Source organism: Macrococcus sp. 19Msa1099, from assembly GCA_019357535.2.
Classification (GTDB): Bacteria; Bacillota; Bacilli; order Staphylococcales; family Staphylococcaceae; genus Macrococcoides; species Macrococcoides psychrotolerans.
Window position 1 is genome coordinate 2,018,744 of the sequence record CP079955.1, and the last position, 21,302, is coordinate 2,040,045.

Annotated in this window: 19 protein-coding genes, 8 tRNA genes and 1 rRNA gene; all 28 read right to left on the reverse strand. The window is 37.2% G+C overall.

Features of this window, described 5'->3' with window-relative positions; genetic code table 11:
- Positions 1-124: 124 nt before the first annotated feature.
- Positions 125-200, reverse strand: a tRNA-Ala gene (locus KYI10_10770).
- 12 nt (positions 201-212) lie between these two features.
- Positions 213-286, reverse strand: a tRNA-Pro gene (locus KYI10_10775).
- 13 nt (positions 287-299) lie between these two features.
- Positions 300-376, reverse strand: a tRNA-Arg gene (locus KYI10_10780).
- A 17-nt stretch (positions 377-393) separates the two neighbouring features.
- Positions 394-482, reverse strand: a tRNA-Leu gene (locus KYI10_10785).
- A gap of 15 nt (positions 483-497) precedes the next feature.
- Positions 498-572 (reverse strand) — tRNA-Gly (locus tag KYI10_10790).
- 20 nt (positions 573-592) lie between these two features.
- Positions 593-665: transfer RNA gene (locus tag KYI10_10795), tRNA-Lys, on the reverse strand.
- A gap of 5 nt (positions 666-670) precedes the next feature.
- Positions 671-746, reverse strand: a tRNA-Thr gene (locus KYI10_10800).
- Between the two features lie 11 nt (positions 747-757).
- A tRNA-Val gene (locus KYI10_10805) sits at positions 758-833 on the reverse strand.
- Between the two features lie 12 nt (positions 834-845).
- Positions 846-960, reverse strand: a 5S ribosomal RNA gene (gene rrf, locus KYI10_10810).
- A gap of 270 nt (positions 961-1,230) precedes the next feature.
- Positions 1,231-2,718: a lysine--tRNA ligase gene (lysS, locus tag KYI10_10815; GenBank protein ID QYA32794.1), complete on the reverse strand. Its 1,488-nt coding sequence runs from the start codon at positions 2,716-2,718 to the stop codon at positions 1,231-1,233.
- A gap of 1 nt (position 2,719) precedes the next feature.
- On the reverse strand, positions 2,720-3,724 hold the full coding sequence (dusB, locus tag KYI10_10820; protein QYA32795.1) for a tRNA dihydrouridine synthase DusB: 1,005 nt from the start codon (positions 3,722-3,724) through the stop codon (positions 2,720-2,722).
- A gap of 10 nt (positions 3,725-3,734) precedes the next feature.
- Positions 3,735-4,208 carry a 2-amino-4-hydroxy-6-hydroxymethyldihydropteridine diphosphokinase gene (gene folK, locus KYI10_10825; GenBank protein QYA32796.1) on the reverse strand — a complete coding sequence of 158 codons (474 nt, stop codon included), beginning with the start codon at positions 4,206-4,208 and terminating at the stop codon, positions 3,735-3,737.
- Complete coding sequence (gene folB / locus KYI10_10830; protein QYA32797.1) at positions 4,209-4,571, reverse strand: dihydroneopterin aldolase; 363 nt, start codon at positions 4,569-4,571, stop codon at positions 4,209-4,211.
- Entirely contained in the window at positions 4,561-5,349 is a 789-nt protein-coding gene (gene folP, locus KYI10_10835) for a dihydropteroate synthase (protein ID QYA32798.1), read from the reverse strand. Before folP ends, folB begins: the two co-directional genes overlap by 11 nt.
- Before the next feature lie 111 nt (positions 5,350-5,460).
- Complete coding sequence (gene cysK, locus KYI10_10840) at positions 5,461-6,393, reverse strand: cysteine synthase A (protein QYA32799.1); 933 nt, start codon at positions 6,391-6,393, stop codon at positions 5,461-5,463.
- Positions 6,394-6,486: 93 nt separating this feature from the next.
- Positions 6,487-7,362: an Hsp33 family molecular chaperone HslO gene (hslO, locus tag KYI10_10845; protein ID QYA32800.1), complete on the reverse strand. Its 876-nt coding sequence runs from the start codon at positions 7,360-7,362 to the stop codon at positions 6,487-6,489.
- Positions 7,363-7,424: 62 nt separating this feature from the next.
- Positions 7,425-9,503 (reverse strand): ATP-dependent zinc metalloprotease FtsH, encoded by a 2,079-nt coding sequence (gene ftsH / locus KYI10_10850; GenBank protein QYA32801.1) that lies wholly within the window; start codon positions 9,501-9,503, stop codon positions 7,425-7,427.
- Positions 9,504-9,609: 106 nt separating this feature from the next.
- Positions 9,610-10,149, reverse strand: a complete 540-nt coding sequence (hpt, locus tag KYI10_10855; GenBank protein ID QYA32802.1) for a hypoxanthine phosphoribosyltransferase — start codon at positions 10,147-10,149, stop codon at positions 9,610-9,612.
- A 1-nt stretch (position 10,150) separates the two neighbouring features.
- Positions 10,151-11,362, reverse strand: a complete 1,212-nt coding sequence (gene tilS, locus KYI10_10860) for a tRNA lysidine(34) synthetase TilS (GenBank protein ID QYA32803.1) — start codon at positions 11,360-11,362, stop codon at positions 10,151-10,153.
- Positions 11,363-11,443: 81 nt separating this feature from the next.
- A complete protein-coding gene (locus KYI10_10865) occupies positions 11,444-11,830 on the reverse strand; it encodes a S1 domain-containing RNA-binding protein (GenBank protein QYA32804.1) in 387 nt (128 codons plus the stop codon).
- Positions 11,831-11,931: 101 nt separating this feature from the next.
- The gene (locus KYI10_10870; protein QYA32805.1) at positions 11,932-12,321 is read right to left on the reverse strand and encodes a septum formation initiator family protein; all 390 of its coding nucleotides are present in this window, start codon (positions 12,319-12,321) and stop codon (positions 11,932-11,934) included.
- 11 nt (positions 12,322-12,332) lie between these two features.
- Positions 12,333-12,599 carry an RNA-binding S4 domain-containing protein gene (locus KYI10_10875; protein ID QYA32806.1) on the reverse strand — a complete coding sequence of 89 codons (267 nt, stop codon included), beginning with the start codon at positions 12,597-12,599 and terminating at the stop codon, positions 12,333-12,335.
- Positions 12,586-13,761 carry a MazG nucleotide pyrophosphohydrolase domain-containing protein gene (locus KYI10_10880; protein QYA32807.1) on the reverse strand — a complete coding sequence of 392 codons (1,176 nt, stop codon included), beginning with the start codon at positions 13,759-13,761 and terminating at the stop codon, positions 12,586-12,588. Before KYI10_10880 ends, KYI10_10875 begins: the two co-directional genes overlap by 14 nt.
- 1 nt (position 13,762) lies before the next feature.
- Complete coding sequence (locus tag KYI10_10885; GenBank protein QYA32808.1) at positions 13,763-15,271, reverse strand: polysaccharide biosynthesis protein; 1,509 nt, start codon at positions 15,269-15,271, stop codon at positions 13,763-13,765.
- Positions 15,261-18,761 (reverse strand): transcription-repair coupling factor, encoded by a 3,501-nt coding sequence (gene mfd / locus KYI10_10890; protein ID QYA32809.1) that lies wholly within the window; start codon positions 18,759-18,761, stop codon positions 15,261-15,263. Before mfd ends, KYI10_10885 begins: the two co-directional genes overlap by 11 nt.
- Positions 18,758-19,327 (reverse strand): aminoacyl-tRNA hydrolase, encoded by a 570-nt coding sequence (gene pth, locus KYI10_10895; GenBank protein ID QYA32810.1) that lies wholly within the window; start codon positions 19,325-19,327, stop codon positions 18,758-18,760. The genes mfd and pth overlap by 4 nt, the downstream gene beginning before the upstream one ends.
- A gap of 112 nt (positions 19,328-19,439) precedes the next feature.
- Positions 19,440-20,072: a 50S ribosomal protein L25/general stress protein Ctc gene (locus tag KYI10_10900; protein QYA32811.1), complete on the reverse strand. Its 633-nt coding sequence runs from the start codon at positions 20,070-20,072 to the stop codon at positions 19,440-19,442.
- 236 nt (positions 20,073-20,308) lie between these two features.
- Entirely contained in the window at positions 20,309-21,274 is a 966-nt protein-coding gene (locus KYI10_10905) for a ribose-phosphate diphosphokinase (GenBank protein QYA32812.1), read from the reverse strand.
- Positions 21,275-21,302: the final 28 nt, after the last annotated feature.

The following is a 21,302-nucleotide window of genomic DNA, read 5'->3' on the forward strand; positions in this document are numbered from 1 at the left end:
GCTTGATAAAGCTCTTTGATTGCTTGAGGCAATCACTCTTGGGAGTGAACTTAATCACTCAAATTATTGGAATTAACGTTGACATATTGTCATTCAGTTTTCAATGTTCATTTTTAAATAATAATGGTGGAGACTAGCGGGATCGAACCGCTGACCTCCTGCGTGCAAAGCAGGCGCTCTCCCAGCTGAGCTAAGCCCCCATATTAAGTAAGTCGGGAAGACAGGATTCGAACCTGCGACCCCTTGGTCCCAAACCAAGTGCTCTACCAAGCTGAGCTACTTCCCGTAGCTAATAATAATGGCGCGCCCGAGAGGAGTCGAACCCCTAACCTTTTGATCCGTAGTCAAACGCTCTATCCAATTGAGCTACGGGCGCATATTATAAAAATTAAATGGTGCCGAGGACCGGAATCGAACCGGTACGGTAATCACTTACCGCAGGATTTTAAGTCCTGTGCGTCTGCCAGTTCCGCCACCCCGGCATTTAATTTCTCCAATGGAGCGAAAGACGGGATTCGAACCCGCGACCCCAACCTTGGCAAGGTTGTATTCTACCACTGAACTACTTTCGCGCACTTATTAAAAATAATTATGAGCCATAGAGGATTCGAACCTCTGACCCTTTGATTAAAAGTCAAATGCTCTACCAACTGAGCTAATGGCTCAAAAATGGTGCCGGAAAAAGGACTTGAACCCTCAACCTACTGATTACAAGTCAGTTGCTCTACCAGTTGAGCTATTCCGGCGTAATATTAAATGGTGGAGGATGACGGGCTCGAACCGCCGACCCTCTGCTTGTAAGGCAGATGCTCTCCCAGCTGAGCTAATCCTCCTGGGTATATATTGCCCGGCAACGTCCTACTCTCGCGGATCGTAAGACCAACTACCATCGGCGCTAGAGAGCTTAACTTCTGTGTTCGGTATGGGAACAGGTGTGACCTCTCTGCCATCGTCACCAGACAAATTTTCAATACTTATATAAGTATAACAGCTTCGAAGATATTTTCAATAGTAAATTTTACACTGCGTTCATGAACTTTACAATTGATTTATTTTCTTTAATGCCACTCGTTTCAAGCGACTTTTATATCTTACAAAATACTCATGTTAAAGTCAACACTTTTTCAATACTTTTTTTCTCATTCTTAAAGTTTTATTTTTCTGATAAATAATCATGCAATAAAAAAACGCTAAAAACCCTTGTTTAAAGGGATTTAGCGCTTAAATTCATTATTTATGTCTCATGTATGGGAATAATAATACATCTCGGATTGATGCACTATCTGTAAGCAACATTACTAAACGGTCAATACCGATACCGAGTCCTCCTGTTGGTGGCATACCATATTCTAATGCTTCGATGTAATCTTCATCCATTTCGTGCGCTTCGTCATTGCCTTGGGCTTTCTCTTCCATTTGCGCTAAGAAACGTTGTTTTTGGTCAATCGGGTCATTTAACTCAGTAAATGCATTCGCGTGTTCACGACGTACAATAAACAATTCAAAACGATCTGTGAAACGTTTATCTTCGGGATTTTGTTTTGCAAGTGGTGATACTTCAACAGGATGGCCATATATAAATGTTGGCTGCACTAAATTTTCTTCTACTTTTTGTTCGAAGAATTCATTTAATACATGACCGTATTTCATATTCGGCTTTACTTCTACACCATGTTCTTTTGCAAGCGCATGTGCTTCTTCGTCTGTATTTACATTATAGAAATCAACACCTGTAAATTCTTTTACAGCATCAACCATATGCCATCTACGCCATTTTGGTGCAAGGTGAATCTCTTCACCATCATACGTTACTGTTGTAGATCCAGTTACTTTCTCCGCAATATAAGCTACCATCTCTTCAGTTAAATCCATAATATCGTTATAATCAGCATAAGCTTCATATAATTCGATCATTGTAAATTCAGGATTGTGACGTGTTGAAATTCCTTCGTTACGGAACACGCGTCCAATTTCATAAACTTTCTCTAATCCACCAACGATTAATCGTTTTAAGTGTAATTCAATCGCAATACGCATGTATAATTCCATGTCTAACGCATTATGATGTGTAACGAACGGACGTGCTGCGGCACCTCCGGCAATTGTATGCATCATTGGCGTTTCTACTTCTAAGAAGCCTTTTGCATTTAAGTAGCTACGCATCTCCTGAATAATTTTACTACGTGTAATGAACGTCTGTGTTGATTCATCGCTTGTAATTAAATCAAGATAACGTTGACGGTAACGTTGTTCTACGTCTTGTAAGCCGTGGAATTTGTCAGGTAATGGGCGTAAAGCTTTCGCAAGCATCGTAAATGATGTTGCCTTAACAGAAAGTTCTCCAGTATTCGTCTTAAACATTACACCTTCAACACCTACAATATCTCCTAGATCAGCACTGTTCCATAAATCGAACTGTTCATCACCCACTGCGTCTTTGCGAACGTAAATCTGAATTTGTCCTTCTAAATCTTTGACATGGGCAAATCCTGCCTTACCTTTACCACGCTTCGTCATAATACGTCCTGCAATCGAAACGTGAGACTCCGCTTCTTTATCATGTAATTCTTCTTTAGAAAAAGCATCCCAATCTTCTTTTAAGCTTTTAGATGTTGCTGTTCTTTCAAACTTCTGTCCAAATGGATCGATTCCTAAATCCAATAAATCTTGCATTTTTTGACGGCGAACCAGCATTTGGTCATTTAATTCTTCAGTCATATTATTCTACTCCTTCTAAAATTTTAGATTCTGATGCTTCTACTTCTTGTTCGAATGTTCTAAGTATATCAACTAATTCATCGCGTGTCTCAGCCTGATTGATTAATTTTCTTGCTTTACCGTTACCTCTAATACCTTTTAAATACCATGATGCATGTTTACGCATTTCCATTACCGCTACCTTTTCACCTTTTAAATTGATCAGACGGTCTAAATGCAATACTGCAACATCCATCTTCTCTGAAATCGGTGGTTCTGGCATAAGTTCTCCAGTTTCTAAATAATGTACTGTTCTATAAATCATCCACGGGTTACCCAGTGCTTCACGACCAATCATAACTGCATCTACACCGGTCTCATCCAGCATCTTCTTAGCAAGTTCCGGACTTGTAACATCACCATTCCCGATAACCGGGATACTTACCGCTTCTTTTACTTGGCGAATGACGTCCCAGTCTGCATGACCTTCATACATCTGCACACGTGTTCTACCGTGTACTGCTATTGCTGATGCTCCTGCTTTTTCAATCATCTTCGCATTCTCTACAGCGTAAATATGTTCATCATCCCATCCAATGCGCATCTTTACAGTTACCGGTTTATTTACTGCTTCGACTACAGCAGAAACCATTTCATAAATTTTCGGTGGGTCCAATAACCATCTGGCACCCGCTTCACATTTAATAATTTTAGAAACCGGGCAACCCATATTTATATCGATAATATCTGCAGTTGTATTTTGATCAACATATTTCGCTGCTTCAACAAGCGTCTCTTTTTCTCCACCAAAGATTTGAAGTGACAATGGGCGTTCATTTTCATCAATATACAGCATCTTCATCGTTTTTTCGTTGTTAAACAAAATTGCTTTATCACTTACCATTTCAGCGCATACTAATCCTGCACCAAATTCTTTAACCGTCAATCTAAATGCCGCATTACATACACCAGCCATAGGCGCAAGCACTACTTTGTTATTAATTTCAATATCTCCAATTTTCCACATATCATTACCCTCACTTATATTGTCTTACTTCCGGGTCCATAGTTACAAGTTCTCTAATTTTCTTATTTAAGACAGGATGTACTGCTTCAGATGCAATTTCAGCTAACGGGATGAGTACGAAGCTTCGCTCATGCATAAAAGGATGTGGTACTTTCAACCTATCATGTTCAATAACAATCTCATCTATTAACAATACGTCTAAATCTATCGTTCTCGGACCCCAATGAATTTTACGTTCGCGACCTAATTCAAGTTCAATACGCTGAATTTCATTTAAAAATGAAATCGGTGTTAAACTCGTTTCAACAACCGCTGCACCATTTAAAAAGTCGTCCTGCTCAACCCCACCAACAGGGACAGTTTCATACAAAGATGATACTGCTAAAAGCTTTGTATCTTGAATTTGCTCAAGCTTTCGCAATGCTTCGTTTATTTGATATTCTCTATCACCTATATTGCTGCCAAAGCTAATATAAACTTTCATTTATTGACGCTCCCTGACGATTTCTACACCCACACCATCATACACACCAGGTATTGGTGGATTTTGTTTTGTAATCTTTACTTTTAACGCCATTATCTGATTATAGTGATTGAAGAGTGTTTTTGCAATACGTTCTGCTACATGCTCAAGTAGTTTAGACTGAATTTGCATCTCGCGCTTCACATCTTCATATACTGCACCGTAGTTTACAGTATGTTCCAGATCATCTGTTTCGCCTGCATGCTTCAAATCTACATCAAGAGAAACGTCTACGATAAAGATCTGACCTATTTCATTTTCCGCTTCAAACACACCATGATACGCATAGAATTGCATTCCATCTATAAATATTCTATCCATCACAATCTCCTTTTAGTTGATCCATTACACGTAAAAATCTACTATTCATCAAAACATTATGAACGCGCACCGCATCTACACCTGCATTCACACCAATTGCCGTTGTTGCAAGTGTTCCTTCATCACGATCGGCAGGTACTGAGTTGTCGTTCAGTAATTCTTTCACCATACGTTTACGACTAGTAGCTAACAATACTTTATATCCTATTTGCGTAAGTTCTTCAAGCCTTCTCATAACCTCAACTTCTTGATTACGGTTCTTTGCAAACCCAATACCTGGATCAAGCCAAATTTTATCTCTTTCAATGCCAGCTTGTTCTGCTGCTCTTGCTTGTGTACATAAATCTGTGATCATATGTTCCATCACATCACCAACGACTTCCGTCTCTGCATTGTGCATCAATACAATATCTGCATCGTACTGTGCTACAACATCGAACATCGACTGATCAAACTTTCCAGCCCATTGGTCATTAATAATACTGCATCCTGCCTTCAGAGCTTCACGCGCTACTTCACTACGAAAAGTATCTACTGAAAGCAGTACCTTTTCATCTTTCAGCGCTTCTATCACCGGAATAACGCGATTTAATTCTTCTTCGATAGAAATCTCTGTATATCCAGGTCGCGTTGAATAGCCACCGATATCGATAATATCCGCACCTTCTTCAATCATCTCTCGCGCATGACTTACCGCGGTTTGTAAAGTATTATATTTTCCACCATCCGAAAATGAATCAGGAGTTACATTCAGGATTCCCATTACTTGTGTTCGTTTCACTTATCTCACCTCATCTTAGTTTGTAAATATTATATCAAAAATAGACAAGGTATAAAAAAATAACAAAATCCCACAAAAATCAATCGATTTAAGTGGGATTCAATAAGGTTATTAATCCGCTAAGTTAGCAAATAATACTGTTGATAAATAACGCTCCCCGTTACTTGGGATGATTGCAATAACATTTTTATCTTCACCAAGTTCGACCGCTTTATCAATTGCAGCTTTGACCGCAGCACCTGATGAAATTCCTACAAGAATACCTTCTTCTTTGGCTATTTTTCGACTCATTTCTATCGCTTCATCATTCGTTACTTGCTGAATGCTTGTATAAACCTCTGTATCTAAAGTTTGAGGTACAAAGCCTGCGCCGATACCTTGTATTTTATGCGGTCCAGGTTGTCCGCCACCTAATACTGGAGAATCGGCAGGTTCTACCGCGACAATCTCAACATCTGGATTATGTTTTTTTAATACGCGTCCAGCACCTGTTAGTGTTCCGCCCGTACCAACACCTGAAATAAAGGCATCAATCGATAACCCTTCCATCGCTTCAATAATCTCAGGTCCTGTCGTCAGTTCGTGCACTTTAGGGTTGGACATGTTTTCAAATTGTTGCGGCATAAAGTAACCATTTTGTTCTTTAAGTTCATTCGCTTTTTGAATTGCACCCTTCATTCCTTCAGCGCCAGGAGTAAGTACGAGCTCAGCACCATATGCACGTAACAATGTACGACGCTCTTGACTCATCGTATCCGGCATAACTAAAGTCGCTTTATAACCTTTTGCTGCTGCCACCATTGCAAGACCAATTCCAGTATTTCCTGACGTCGGTTCGACAATCGTATCACCAGGTTTAATAATACCTTCTTTTTCGGCTGCTTCAATCATCGCAAGTGCGATTCTATCTTTCACTGAGCTTCCTGGATTTTGATACTCTAACTTTACATAAATATTTGCTGCTCCAGCTGGAACAATATTGTTCAACTTAACTAAAGGTGTATTCCCGATTAAGTCTGTAATGCATTCAACTCTTTGTGTCATGATAATTCCTCCAAATTGTAATTTTATTCTTATTACACTTATCGGATTTATTATATCAAATTCACACACAAGATAAAAATATTCAAGCTTATATTAATCTGTAATCAATGCTCTAAGATCTTCTTCAGAATAATGATATTGTTCTCTACAGAAATGACACTCTACTTCTGCACCATGATCTTCTTCAATCATGCTTACAATTTCCGCCTCTCCTAAGCCTTTAATAGCAGCAAGAAACTTCTCTCTACCACAATTACATTTAAATTCTATAGGCATCTGATCGAGTATACGAATATTGTCTTCTCCAAGCACTTCTTCAAGCACTTGTTCAGGAGACAAACCACGATCAATCAAAGTTGAGATTGGAGTTAAGTTCGCAAGACGCTCTTCTAATAAAGAGATTGTTTCTTCGCTCGCACCAGGCATCAGCTGAATGATAAAACCACCTGCTGCTTCAGTAACTTCTTCAGGTGTACATAATACACCGAGACCTACAGCACTTGGTACTTGTTCACTTGTCGCAAAATAGTAGGTAAAATCTTCAGCAATTTCACCATTATGCAATTCAGTAGATCCTGTAAAGTAGTCTCTCATCCCTATATCTTTAACCACTCGTAAAAACCCATTTGCTCCCACTGCGGCACCAACATTCATCTTACCTGGACGAATAGATTCAACTTCTATATGTGGATTTTCTACGTAACCTCTTACTTCACCTTTACCATTCGCATCAACAACGATTTGTCCTAATGGTCCGCCACCATTAATCGTTATCGTCAATTTTTCTTCATTCTTTAACATTGCACCCATCATCGCTCCAGCAGTAATCGTTCTACCTAACGCCGCTGTTCCTACACGCCATGTGTCATGCTTTTGTCTTGCAGTTTCAACTGTATTTGTAGTACGTACACTAAAGGCACGTACTTCATCATTAAATGCTAAGGCTCTTACTAAATAATCTTGTGTCATCTTGACTCTCCTTTAAAAAATCCCTTTTCATCTCATAGTAAAGAAGAAAAGGGATTGGTTTGTTAAAATTTATCTTTATCTAATCTATCTACTTTAGGTTCTGGTTCTTGTTCATTTTCTTCAACAGGTACATCTGGATTTTTTAACTGCTCTTTCACTTCTTCATAAGATGAGCCTGTTTCTTCTTCATCTTCATCCTCATCCTTAATCGTAACACGGCTATTATCTGAAGTGTTGTCCATTACTTTCTCATCTTTTTCTTTAATATGATATAAATGAGAATCATCGTAGCTTACTTCTGGTAGTGTCCCGTTTTCAAATAAGCTATTGATTTGGTTGGCAACTAGTGTTTCTTCTGTTAATAACGTCTTAGCAATTAAATTAAGTTTGTCTTGATTTTCAAGTAAAATCTGTTTACAACGTTCGTAACTTTCTTTGATGATACGTTGTACTTCAAGGTCAATCTCATAAGCAATCTGATCTGAATAATTAGCTTCGTGACCCATATCACGTCCAAGGAATACTTCACCTTGTGATTGGCCGAATTGTAATGGTCCAAGCTTATCGCTCATACCATATTCAGTTACCATTTTACGAGCAATTCCTGTCGCACGCTGGAAGTCATTGTGTGCACCTGTAGATACTTCACCGAATGTAATTTCTTCTGCTACTCGTCCACCAAGTAAACCAACAATCTTGTCTAACAACTCAGGCTTCGTCATGAAATAACGATCTTGCTTCGGTAACATCATTGCATATCCACCGGCATTTCCACGTGGAACGATTGTTACTTTGTGAACCATCTCTGCTTCATCAAGTACACAACCGATAATGGTATGACCTGCTTCGTGCCATGCAACAATATTTCGTTCTTTTACCGAGATAACACGTGATTTCTTCGCTGGACCAGCAATTACACGGTCTGTTGCTTCATCAATATCACGCATATCAATTTTAGTCTTACCTTGACGTGCCGCAACAAGTGCTGCTTCATTTAATAGATTTTCTAAATCTGCTCCAGAGAACCCAGGAGTACGTTGGCTAAGTGCCTTTAAGTCTACTGTTTCATCGAATGGTTTGTTACGTGCATGTACTTTAAGTACTGCTTCACGACCCTTAACGTCCGGTGCACCTACTTGAATTTGACGATCAAAACGTCCTGGACGAAGTAAGGCAGGGTCAAGTATATCCGGTCTGTTCGTAGCTGCAATCATAATGATTCCTTCGTTTTCACCGAAACCATCCATTTCAACTAATAACTGGTTTAATGTTTGTTCACGTTCATCGTGACCGCCACCGACACCAGCACCACGTTGACGTCCTACTGCATCAATTTCATCGATAAAGATAATACATGGTGCATTCTTCTTTGCATTTTCAAATAAATCACGTACACGACTAGCACCAACACCGACAAACATTTCCACGAAGTCAGAACCACTAATTGAGAAGAATGGTACGCCTGCTTCACCAGCAACTGCACGTGCAAGCAATGTCTTACCTGTACCAGGAGGTCCTACTAAAAGAACACCTTTAGGAATTCTTGCACCCATCTTCTTAAATTTACGATTGTCTTTTAAGAAATCGACAATTTCAACAAGCTCTTGCTTCTCTTCATCAGCTCCAGCAACATCGCTGAAACGTACTTTTTTCTTCTTATCGTCATATAATTTGGCTTTCGATTTACCGAAATTCATAACACGGCCACCGCCGCCGCCACCTTGTGATTGAGAGAGGAAGAAGATAAAGACGAATGCTAATAATAAAATCGGGATTAGTGTACTTAACATACCTAAAAATACATTTTCTTTATCAGCTGGTTTAATATCAAACTTTAAATCACCTTTTTGATCTTCGGCAATTTTAGTAATCTTCTCTAAATCTTTCTGGTTGTTATACATCAGTACAGAAGTAAATGTTTCATTTGCTTTTGCACCTTTTAACTTTCCTTTTACGAGGTAAACTTCCTGTCCTGGCTGAATTGTCATTTCTTCAACTTCGCCTTTTTCAAGTTCGGACATGAGTTTTGTATATGTCATTTGCTTGGGCATTGATCCAGTGCCGTTAATCATAGAGAACACACCGAATATTACAATACCAACAAGCGCTACCATTAAAATACTACGAAAGGCTTTTTGCATTCAAATTTTCCTCCTACTCCATATATAAAGCTAAAAAGCATTTTACCATATTTAACTATATTCAATCTACTATTTAAACTTAAGGGGAAATAACAACATTTGAGTGTTATTTAGTATATACTTCTTCTTTCAGCAAACCGATATACGGCAGATTTCTATAATGCTCTTGATAGTCAAGGCCATATCCTACTACAAACTCATCCGGTATTTTTTCACCTACATATTTTGCTTCGATATCTACCTTTCTGCGCATTGGTTTATAGAGTAATGTGACGATTTCGATTGAGTTAGCCTTGCGATACTTTAATAAGTCTACAATAGCATTTAACGTAGTACCTGTCTCAAGAATATCTTCTATGATGATCAAATCACGACCTTCTACAGAAACATCTAAATCCTTCAAAATCTTTACTTCTCCAGTGGATTCCATTCCGCCATGATAACTAGACACATCCATAAATTCTAATTCAACATGGGTATCAATATTTTTAATAAGATCTGCCATGAATAAAATTGATCCCTTTAATATACCGATACACAGCGGGTTTTTCCCAGCGTAATCTTTAGTGATTTCACTTCCTAACCGTTTGCAAGTATCTTGAATTTGTTCGCTCGTTAAAATTGTACTTTTAATATCATTGTGCATATTAATACTCCTTTGAAATTTTTATATGTTGATTCATAAAATGGTTACTCGACTTTAAACTTCCAATAGCAATGATTATTCCCTCATATACTATGAGCGGAATAGTGTCTCTTTCATATATGGGAATCTTTAAATCTTTCATTATTCTAGAAACCTTTTGATGATGACCATCAGTAGAGAGCACATCTCCTTCTTGACGATTCCTTACTATTATATCACTTTTTAAATAATTTACTTGAATCATATATTCATTAAATTTATACTTCCCTGGTAACGAAATGTGAAGAAAGTTATTCTTCTCTTCTTGTTTACGCACCGTAATGTGGTCATAGGCCATATACAATGTATATTCTCCAAATGTATATGACGCGTGCGTAGCCTCCGTCTTCATCACTCGTATGATCTCATCAACTTCACGCACACTGATAGATTCATCTATAAAATGACTTAATAATGACTGGATGACATATTGCTGCACAAGATGATTCTCTTTCTTTAGCTGCGTACGGTTAACACTGTTAATTTCTATACCTTCTGAATACTTCACCGCACATTGTCTGACCAATGATTGTGCCAAGTCTATGTAATGGGCAACGTGTAGCAAGTTATCTTTTGAAAGCTTTGCCTCATCTAACTTATCTATAATTTCATTCCTTATGTAATTACGAGTATACTTTATCTCTTCGTTTGATTCATCTTCCATAAATGGAACACGTTCACGCTCTGCATATTGATACAATTCTGATTTAGAATAATTTAATAGTGGCTTCCCGTAATTCACCGTACCCTTTACAATCATCTGCATACTTGGAGGCTGAAAAGTAAAACGGTTAGATAGCAACCTGAAGAATATCGTTTCAATCTGATCATCTTTATGATGCGCGGTCAGAACCCAGCTGATACCTTTTTCTTTTGCAGTCCACTCAAAAAAAGCATAGCGGAGTTTCCTCGCTTTGTGCTGAATACTTTTGCTTAAATCGAAAGTTCCTTGTGGTATCGTATAGACGATAAGTTCGAGTCCATGTAATGTACAATATCGTTGCAACATCTCTTGTTCTTCTTGCGATATATCACGTAACTGATGATTAACATGTAGTACATATAACTGCTTAAAGCACCCTGATTGTCTTATTTTATCGAGTAATACCATACTATCAACACCGCCCGAAACAGCAACGCCAATGTTCTCATCTTTTTTCCAGAAACGTTCCATTTCATCACCTTTTATCAATAAAATAAAACAATCTCACTAAAGTAATATTTAAGTGAGATTGTTTAATGCTAAAAAATAATATTAGCGTTTTGATCCACGACCACCACGACGAGATTCTGATTGTCGCTTAATTGAAGTTTGTCTGTCTTCACTGTCTTTTAGGAAGTTTGATAATTGTTTCTCAAAATCTTCCGGTTTTTTTTCAACTTTAGGGGCTACAGGTTTTTTAGGACGCTCTTTTGCTTTCTTAATAGAAAGACTAATTTTACCATCCTGACCAATCGTCAATACTTTAACTTCTACTTCATCGCCGACTTTTAAATGATCTGCAACATTCTCTACATAGCTATCTGCAACTTCACTGATGTGTACAAGACCACTTTTTCCTTCAGGTAATTCAACGAAAGCACCGAAATTTTTAACACCTGTAACTTTACCTTTTAATTTGTTTCCAACTTCAATTGACATAAGATTAATAAATCCTCCTGATAAAATTCTTCATAATATACCATTATATGCTTACTCACTACTTTTTACAACGCTATAAATCTAAATAGTCAGTGAATTCTTTATTGCCCTTCACTATCTGACTTCGAATCTTTATTATCCGGTAACTTAAAGATTACTTCTCCATCATTGCTCAGGAAATATTCACTTCTTGCTATTTTCTCAATATATTCTTTACTATTGAGTTGTTTTAGCTTTTCTCTAAGTACAATCTCTTTTTCCTGCAATTGCTTATATTCTGCACGTTGCTTAGCATGCTCTTCTTTTAGGTGGTTATTGACACTTATCTGATATAACAACACTCCTGTTAGAAGTAGCAAGATACTCAATAATCCTCCACCGAATACGAACAACCTTTTCTTTATTACTCGATTATTTTTTCTTTTCCTTCGTTCTCGCAACGCTTTTTCTGAAATATAGTCATTGTCCAGATTACTCACTTTTTTTGCCACGCATAACACCTCTATTCATCAGCGTGTATTTTTTCTTCTGACACCACTTCAAACATACCTTTTGCATTATCTTTTGTTGCATGCTCTTTTAAATCAGTCACTTTAACCGTGATAACACGTTGTCCAAGCCTTACTTCCAATACGTCATCAATCGTTACATTGCTTGAGGCCTTAGCCACATTGCCATTGATTTTAATGCGTCCCTGGTCACTGACTTCCTTTGCTAAAGTACGTCTTTTTATCAACCGTGATACTTTTAAATATTTATCGAGTCTCATTCTCTTCACCTACCAATACTTTAAGTGCTTGCTGAACTGTCATTTTCTGATTGTTAACCAAATCATATAATTTTAAATATAAATCTGCAAAAATTTTCTCTTGTTTTATCTGTTTTTCTTCTTTACCTTCTGATTGCTTTGCATTTTTCCACACTTGATTTAATTCTTCAATGCTGTTTACTTCTACTCCTTCTCCAAATATATGCGGATGACGTCTAATCATCTTTTCGCTAATAGCCTGGACAATTTCACGTGTATCAAACATCATTGACTTCTTGCCAATCGCACCATGGAACACTACTTGAAGAAGTATATCTCCTAACTCTTCAAGTATATGGTCGATATCATCATTATCAATCGCTTCAAATAATTCATATGCCTCTTCCAAAAGGTAACGTTTCAAGCTAGAATGGGTTTGAACTTTATCAAATGGACATTCGTCATCTGCAACTAATCTATCCATAATGGATGTTAAATATTCAAAATCTCCAGCATAATGTTCTTGACTTAACGCAGGTACAAAAAGCGAAGTTAAATTAGATAGCTCAAAGTCATGATCCATCTCATATAAAGGGCACCACTTAACTGCTGATCCTTGCCCTCTGGCACCTGTAACTATAGCAACTTTGTGATCGTCAGGGTATTTCTCCATCAATGTAACTTTCACATCTCCTGCTATCATCTGATCGTATACTTGCGTGATGATTAATGCATTTCTAATATTAATCGCTTCACTTGTCATCATCGTCCCGTCCAGCATTTGAAATCCATTATTAGGATCAAATGATACTGCCTGGAATAAGTCATCGATAAAGCTTTTCCCACCTAACACTTCTATATCGATAGCTTTATCCTGTAATAATAACTCCGTTGTAGATTCTGCCACCATTGGATGTCCAGGAACTGCATAAACAATATCATCATCCATCGCTTTTTCTTTTAAAGTCTGAACAATTTCTGCATATACTTCGCTAAATTGATCATGCTTTTCATACACTTCATCGAAACTGATCCACTCGATATCTTCTAAATCTTCTACTACCGGATGCGTTAATGTACGAACATATACTTTATCTACTTTATTTAAAAAGCGATAAATACCAAACGGTAGTTCATCTAACCCATAGTTCCCTAATCCTACCACTGTTATCTTACCCATCAAATCATCCTTTCATTAATTTTATCATTATATTTCCAAACGGTAGATGATACCACTCTTGTACACTGATAATCTTCCATTTCACCATAGCATACAATACAACAGTCAATCCTATAACCACACCCATAATAGATACACCCATAGCTGTAAGTCTTGTACTATAAGGAATCACTAATATGCATTGAATGGCGATACTCATTACAGTAAGTGCTAGCAACCAGCGTTTTATAAAGGTATTTAATTTTAGTTCATATATTTTTTGTACTTTGTAATAAAGACATAGTGTATACATTACAAGTCCAGCCACAGTAGCTATTGATGCCCCTGTGATGTCGAACTGTGGTATTAACAACAAGTTAAGCAGAAACTTCGTCATGATTCCGGCTATGACAGCTACCAACTGAATACGAAATGCGTTATAGATTTGTAGCATGGCTGTAAACATAATAATCAGTGATACGAATATTACAGATAACATATATATGGCTAACGCTTCATATCCCGTTATCGTTTCAAATAAAAATAAATTTAGAGGACGAATTAAATTCATCAATCCTACAGCAGCTGCACTACTGAAAACGATCGTTATCTTCAAAGCACTATCCGCATAAGATTTCATTTCAGTTAATGCATTCTTAGCTCTGCACTCTGCTAATACTGGAATGAGCACGAGCGAAAATGACGTTGTTACTATAAGCCCCACTTGAATTAACGAGCTGCCTCGGTCATAAACTCCTTTTAGTTCTTTTGCTTCATCTAAACTCATTATTTGTTTCAGTTGATTAATCATCGTAAAACTGTCAACCAGCTGCCATAAAATGAGTACTAAATAACTTAAGCTATAAAAAAATATTAAAGTAAAGAAATCGAGATAATAGGTTCGTACCTCATTGTTTTGATAATTACTTTCAAGATGCGTAAATCCTTTTACCTTTAAATAGATATAAGCAGCACTCAAACCTAAAAACGATCCGAATATACTGATGCTACCACTTTCATACACTGAAAAATCAGCTTTTACAAACAAGGTAATTGCAAACAATATCGTTGTAACCCTAACAATCTGTTCAATAACCTGACTGACAGCAATATGCTCCATTTGATGTTTTCTTTGAAGCTGTCCACGCGCCAAAGCCACAAATGGAAATGGTAGGAGTACTAATGCAGATACTTGCAACATGCGCTCAAGCTCTGTATCTCCCATAAGAAATGCAATATGTTTACTAAATACAACAATTAACACTAAACTCAGTAAACTAACCATCGCCAGTATACTTCTTAACTGTTTCATAAATAAAGTGTCATACTGCGACTGACTGACAACGGAGGGAATCGCATTTAAAGATAGCACTGAGACAATTGCAATTAGCGGATACACTTGTTGATAAGCATATAACCCGGTATCCCCTAATACATTTTGGTATGGCACTCTATATATTGCACTTAATACCTTTACGAATAGCATTGTAAGCGTTAAGATAATTACGCTATTAAAGACTGGCTTATTCTCCATCCATCATAATTCCTTCCTGAATTCGATGAGATAGCTGCACAAGTGCAGATAACCAATTTGATTGTTTCTTTAATATAAATGTCAGTTTATTATCTTTATATTCAATCTTCAAATCTCTGCCAAAAGATTCTGTCGCTTTAAATAAACGCTCACCATTAACTTTAGTCGTTGTTGCTTCTGAAGCTTCCAGTTCAATCGATTTTCCTGTGTCTCTCACTTGTACAATACCGAAGCTTAATGCATTTACTTTAATTTCAACAATTTTCATGAGGTGATCTACGGCTTCTGGATATTCCCCGTAACGATCGGTCATTTCGTCTTGGACATCGATCAGTTCCTGCTCTGTCGTAACACTACGTAATTTCTTATAAAATTCAATCTTTGCCTGTTCTTCTCTTATATATTCTGCCGGAATATATGCATCTATTTCTACATCAATCTCTAATTGTGGCACCGCTTCTTCCTCTTTAATCCCCCGTTTTTCATTCACTGCTTGCTGTAGCATTTCTGAATACAGGTCATATCCCACTGAATCAATGAATCCGTGCTGTTGTTTTCCTAGTAGATTCCCTGCACCACGAATATTTAGATCACGCATCGCAATTTTAAAACCTGAACCAAGTTCAGTAAATTCCTTAATCGCTTGTAGTCTTTGCTCTGCAACTTCAGTGAGTACTTTATTCGGCGCATGAAGGAAGTATGCATAACTAATTCTATTACTACGACCAACACGTCCGCGCAGTTGGTACAGCTGACTTAATCCGAAACGATCTGCATCTTCAATTATCAATGTATTTGCATTCGGCACATCCACCCCTGTTTCGATAATCGTAGTTGTAACAAGAATATCATATTCGCCATTAATAAAGCCGAGCATCGTTTCTTCCAATTCTCTTTCAGACATTTGTCCATGTGCTACCGCAATCCTCGCATCAGGCATCATCATCTCGAGCTGTTCTGCCTTTTGATAAATGGTAGCAACGCGATTATAAAGGTAAAACACTTGTCCATTCCTTGATAATTCTCTTTCCATCGCTTCTTTTATGAAGTTATGCTGGTACTCAAGTACGTAAGTCTGCACTGGGAATCTATTTTCTGGCGGCGTCTCAATCACCGATAAATCTCGTACACCTAACAAACTCATATGCAATGTTCTTGGAATTGGTGTCGCTGTTAGAGTTAATACATCTACATTCGTCTTTAATGCTTTAATCTTTTCTTTATGCGTCACGCCGAAACGTTGCTCTTCATCTACAATCAGCAATCCCAGATCTTTGTATACGATATCTTTCCCGAGTAATTTATGTGTTCCGACAACGATATCTACAAACCCTGATTTGAGTCCTTTCTTTGTTTCATTAACTTCTTTCGTCGTTCTAAAACGACTCATCATCTGCACTTCTACCGGATAATCCTGCATACGCTCAATAATTGTTTCATAATGTTGTTGGGCTAAGATTGTTGTAGGTACCAAGAACGCAACTTGTTTCCCATCCATAACAGCTTTAAATGCCGCGCGAATTGCAACTTCCGTTTTACCGTATCCAACATCTCCACATAACAGACGATCCATCGGCTTACTTTTTTCCATATCACCTTTAATTTCGATAAGACTTTGCTTTTGATCATGCGTCGGTTCATACGGAAAGTCCATTTCAAAGTTTTCTTGTTCTTCAGTATCCGGACCAAATTGATACCCTTCTATGCGTTCGCGTTCTTGGTAGAGCTTTAATAATTCTTCCGCAATATCCTCAACGTTCTTTTGAACACGCGCTTTCGTTTTTTTCCACTCTGTTCCGCCAAGTTTATTGAGCTTTGGATCCTTATCTTCTGAACCAACGAATTTTTGTACTTGGCTCATCTGATCAACAGGGACAAACAGTTGATCCGTACCTTTATATTGAATCTTAATATAGTCTTTATGCAGTTTATTAACGAGCAATGTCTCTACACCAAGATAACGGCCAACACCGTGATGTGTATGAACAACATAATCACCTATATTTAGTTCTTGATACGATTTTATTTTCTCAGCATTTGATAATTTTTTTTGAGTACGTTTTGGTTTTTCTTTACGTAACTTAAACAGTTCTCGCTCCGTTATAACAACTAGTTTCATATAAGGAAGTTCGAGCCCTTCTGAAAGATCCCCTTGTACAATTGTAGATATACCAGGCTTGCTTTCATCGATATTAAATGTTACTGGAAGATTCATATCAGTGAGCATCGACTTAATCTTTTCTTTTCGCGTATCATTTGTTGCTAACACCACTATATTAAAGTCATTCTTACGATAACGATCAAACTCTGAGAACATTAAGTCATATTGACCATAAAATTGTTGCACAGGTTTACATGAAAACTTAAAAACCTCATCGATCACTGCAGTCATACTTGCAGTAAATAAAGTGAAGTACGCAACTTTATGTTTATTCGTAAGTGCTTCTAAACTACCTTCTTTGATAAACGTCTGACCAATAAATCCACGACCAGATTCGATCAGTGATTCCATAAATTCGCTGTTTTCTCGAATCGCCGCATCTTTAGCCTCTATCACACGATTATATTCATCAATCACAATGATGGCATCCTCTTTAAAATAATCTGCAATTGTCGTCTCTTCACGATAGGCAAATTTAACCATGCGACGCAGAATATTATGACTAAACAACTCCGTCATATTAAGTTTTACCGTTTCATAAGTTTCTCTTAAATCATCTCGGACATTCGTCTTAATCTTCGTACGTGTGTTCTCAAATGCTTCGCTGAGATTATCTGACATCAACTTTAAATCTTCAGCAGAAAAAATAAATTCACTTGCAGTCGATAACTCCACCTTATCTATATTATGCAACGAACGTTGACTATCAATATCAAATGCACGAATCGAGTCTACTTCGGTGTCAAATAGTTCGATACGTACAGGTTCACCAATCATTGGGTATATGTCAATGAGTCCTCCACGAACGGAAAATTCTCCTAATGTTGTTACACGTTCTGTCTTTTGATATCCCATATCAATGAGTCGTTGCTGCAATTCCACTAAGTCTATATCAATACCTAACGTAATTTCTAAATGATATTTTAGGAATGTTTCTTTTTGACTAATTAATTTCTCAAGCCCATTCACCGGAATGAGAAATAGCCCATTTTGGCCTTTTGCCAAATGGGTGAGGGTTCTTATACGCTCTTGCATAAGGTCCGGACTCTTTGTAGAGAATTCTTCAATCATGATATCTTGTACAGGAAATTTGAAGACATCTTCTTCATTGACGAGCTGTACGAGATCTCTTTCTAACCTTTCAGCCTGATAAAGGTTGCTTGTAACAACAACCATCTGTTTTTGATGATGCATATAACTTTCAGCGAGCATCATTGCTTTTGCAGATGGGTTTAATCCAGTGATTAGTATATTTTTATTACCGATTGCATTGTTATAATCTTGAAATCGCTCATCTTTATATATGAGTTTATCTATTATTTGTTTCATACATCACCATTATACTGATTCATAATATTTTCAAATCTTTCACCTGCGATGAATGCCTCTACCGCCTTAATAGTCTGATCTATTACTTTATCCATAATAATCATTTCATCATGGGTAAATTTCTGTAAAACAAAGTCAACGACCTTTAAATGGCCCGTCGGTCTACCAATACCGATTCTAATTCTTTTAAACTGATCTGTTCCTAGATGCTGAATCAATGATCTAATACCATTATGTCCCCCAGCAGATCCTTTTTGGCGTAAGCGTAGTCTACCAGGCGGCATATCTAAATCATCATATAATACAAGTAAATCTTCTGTTGAAACATTAAAGTAATCCATCAATGGCCTCACTGCTTCGCCAGACAAGTTCATATATGTCATTGGTTCAATTAGCAGGACTTTTTCACCATTTATCATCGCAATTGTATAGAGACCTTTAAATTTCTGTTGATTGAGCTCTAAATTATATGATTCAACCAAACGATCAACTACCATAAAACCTATATTATGTCTTGTTAATTCATATTTCTTTCCAATATTCCCTAAACCAACAATGCACTTCATAAATTATTCCTCCGAATTAATAATACTTCCATTATAGACAAATTATAATAATAATTCATTAAAGACACAAAAAGAGATGAGACTATAAGCCTCATCCCTAAAAACTAACGTATTATTCAGCTTTTTCTTCGCCTTGAGCGTCCTCTTCAGAAGCTTCTTCACCTTCAGCAGCTTCGCCTTCTTCTGACTCTACTTCGACTGTTGGTGGAACTACAGATACAATCGCTTCATCGTCTTCATTATTAATTGTATAAGCTTTACCTGATTTCAAATCTCCTACCATAATTGAGTCTCCGATATTTAATTCAGTTACATCAACTTCAATCGTTTCAGGAATTTCATCTGGTGTAGCTGTTACAGATAACTGGAACAGTGGCTGTTGAACTACGCCACCTTCTTTAACACCTTGAGCTTCGCCTGTTAAATTTATAACAACATCTACCGTTAATTCAGATTTCATATTAATTGCTAAGAAGTCAATATGCGTAACCTTATTTTTAAGAGGATCGACTTGATAATCTGAAACCATAACTTTAATAGTTTTTGCACCCACTCCTAGTTCAATAACTCCGTTGCGCCCAACTTCACGAATAACTTTAACGAATTCAGGCTCATCTACTTTAACTGAAGTATTTGATGCACCGTAGCCATAAACAACTGCAGGAATCTTACCTTCATTTCTAATCTTGTTTAGTTCACCTTTAGTTTGTTTACCTTGTCTAATAATTGCTTTTAATGAAGTCATAATATAATCTCCTTTTTGCGCACCATCGCGCTCCTACGTTTACCCATCAGTTGTGAAAACCTGCTTGTAAAACGTTTATTGTGTTCATCGATATATTATAAATACCCATTATTTTTAACTAATAAACATAATTTTTAATTTTTAATTTTTACTTCGAAAGATGCAACAAAACCCTTTTTACTATTATGATTGACGGCCTAGACGACTGAATGCTCCTACCCAATTTCTTCTTGTTACTAATCAAATAAAATACTTACAGACTCTTGTTCATATACACGCACAATTGCCTGTGCTAAAAGTTCTCCTACAGATAATTGCTTAATCTTAGCTGGCTTATTCTCTTCTGGTAGAATAATGGAATTTGTTACAACCAGCTCTTTAATAGCCGAGTCCTCGATACGTTGATATGCTGGCCCTGATAGTACAGGGTGCGTACAACATGCATATACCTCTTTAGCACCTTTATCAATCAGCGCTTGAGCAGCAAGTGTAATTGTACCAGCAGTATCAATAATATCATCGATGATAATCGCCGTCTTACCATTGATATCTCCTACAATATTCATAACTTCTGCTACATTCGGTTTTGGACGACGTTTATCAATAATCGCAATCGGCGCTTTTAATCGATCTGCCATCTTACGTGCACGTGTCACCCCACCATGGTCAGGTGATACAACTACGATAGACTCTTTGTCAATCCCTTCTTTCGCATCGAAATAATCTGAAAGAATCGGAACACCCATGAGGTGGTCAATTGGAATATTGAAAAATCCTTGAATTTGCGGCGCATGTAAATCAAGAGCAATTACACGGTCTGCTCCTGCTTTTTCCATCATATCTGCAACAAGTTTTGCCGTAATTGGTTCCCGACTTCTTGCTTTACGATCTTGTCTTGCATAGCCATAATATGGCATCACGATGTTAATAGTTTCTGCTGAAGCACGCTTTAGTGCGTCAATCATAATTAATAGTTCCATTAAGCGTTCGTTAACAGGATTTGAAGTAGGTTGAACGATGAATACATCACATCCTCGAATACTTTCTTCAATATTAATTTGAACTTCCCCGTCACTAAAACGTTTAACACTTGATTTTCCTAAAGGAATACCTACGACTTTAGCAATTTCCTCTGCTAAAGGTTTATTACCATTTAATGCAAAGATTTTTAAAGACGTATTCTTATATTCGCTGTTCATCATTTTTTAAGCCTCCGTTTTGAAATATGAA

Bases quoted from the DNA above. Each gene is read 5' to 3' on its own strand.
- lysS (QYA32794.1), bottom strand. From the start codon at position 2,718: ATGACTGAAGAATTAAATGACCAAATGCTGGTTCGCCGTCAAAAAATG.
- ftsH (QYA32801.1), bottom strand. From the start codon at position 9,503: ATGCAAAAAGCCTTTCGTAGTATTTTAATGGTAGCGCTTGTTGGTATT.
- tilS (QYA32803.1), bottom strand. From the start codon at position 11,362: ATGGAACGTTTCTGGAAAAAAGATGAGAACATTGGCGTTGCTGTTTCG.
- folK (QYA32796.1), bottom strand. From the start codon at position 4,208: ATGAAAGTTTATATTAGCTTTGGCAGCAATATAGGTGATAGAGAATAT.
- KYI10_10905 (QYA32812.1), bottom strand. From the start codon at position 21,274: ATGATGAACAGCGAATATAAGAATACGTCTTTAAAAATCTTTGCATTA.
- cysK (QYA32799.1), bottom strand. From the start codon at position 6,393: ATGACACAAAGAGTTGAATGCATTACAGACTTAATCGGGAATACACCT.
- dusB (QYA32795.1), bottom strand. From the start codon at position 3,724: ATGTGGAAAATTGGAGATATTGAAATTAATAACAAAGTAGTGCTTGCG.
- KYI10_10875 (QYA32806.1), bottom strand. From the start codon at position 12,599: ATGAGACTCGATAAATATTTAAAAGTATCACGGTTGATAAAAAGACGT.
- KYI10_10900 (QYA32811.1), bottom strand. From the start codon at position 20,072: ATGACTTCATTAAAAGCAATTATTAGACAAGGTAAACAAACTAAAGGT.
- hslO (QYA32800.1), bottom strand. From the start codon at position 7,362: ATGACACAAGATTATTTAGTAAGAGCCTTAGCATTTAATGATGAAGTA.
- KYI10_10885 (QYA32808.1), bottom strand. From the start codon at position 15,271: ATGGAGAATAAGCCAGTCTTTAATAGCGTAATTATCTTAACGCTTACA.
- KYI10_10865 (QYA32804.1), bottom strand. From the start codon at position 11,830: ATGTCAATTGAAGTTGGAAACAAATTAAAAGGTAAAGTTACAGGTGTT.
- mfd (QYA32809.1), bottom strand. From the start codon at position 18,761: ATGAAACAAATAATAGATAAACTCATATATAAAGATGAGCGATTTCAA.
- pth (QYA32810.1), bottom strand. From the start codon at position 19,327: ATGAAGTGCATTGTTGGTTTAGGGAATATTGGAAAGAAATATGAATTA.
- hpt (QYA32802.1), bottom strand. From the start codon at position 10,149: ATGCACAATGATATTAAAAGTACAATTTTAACGAGCGAACAAATTCAA.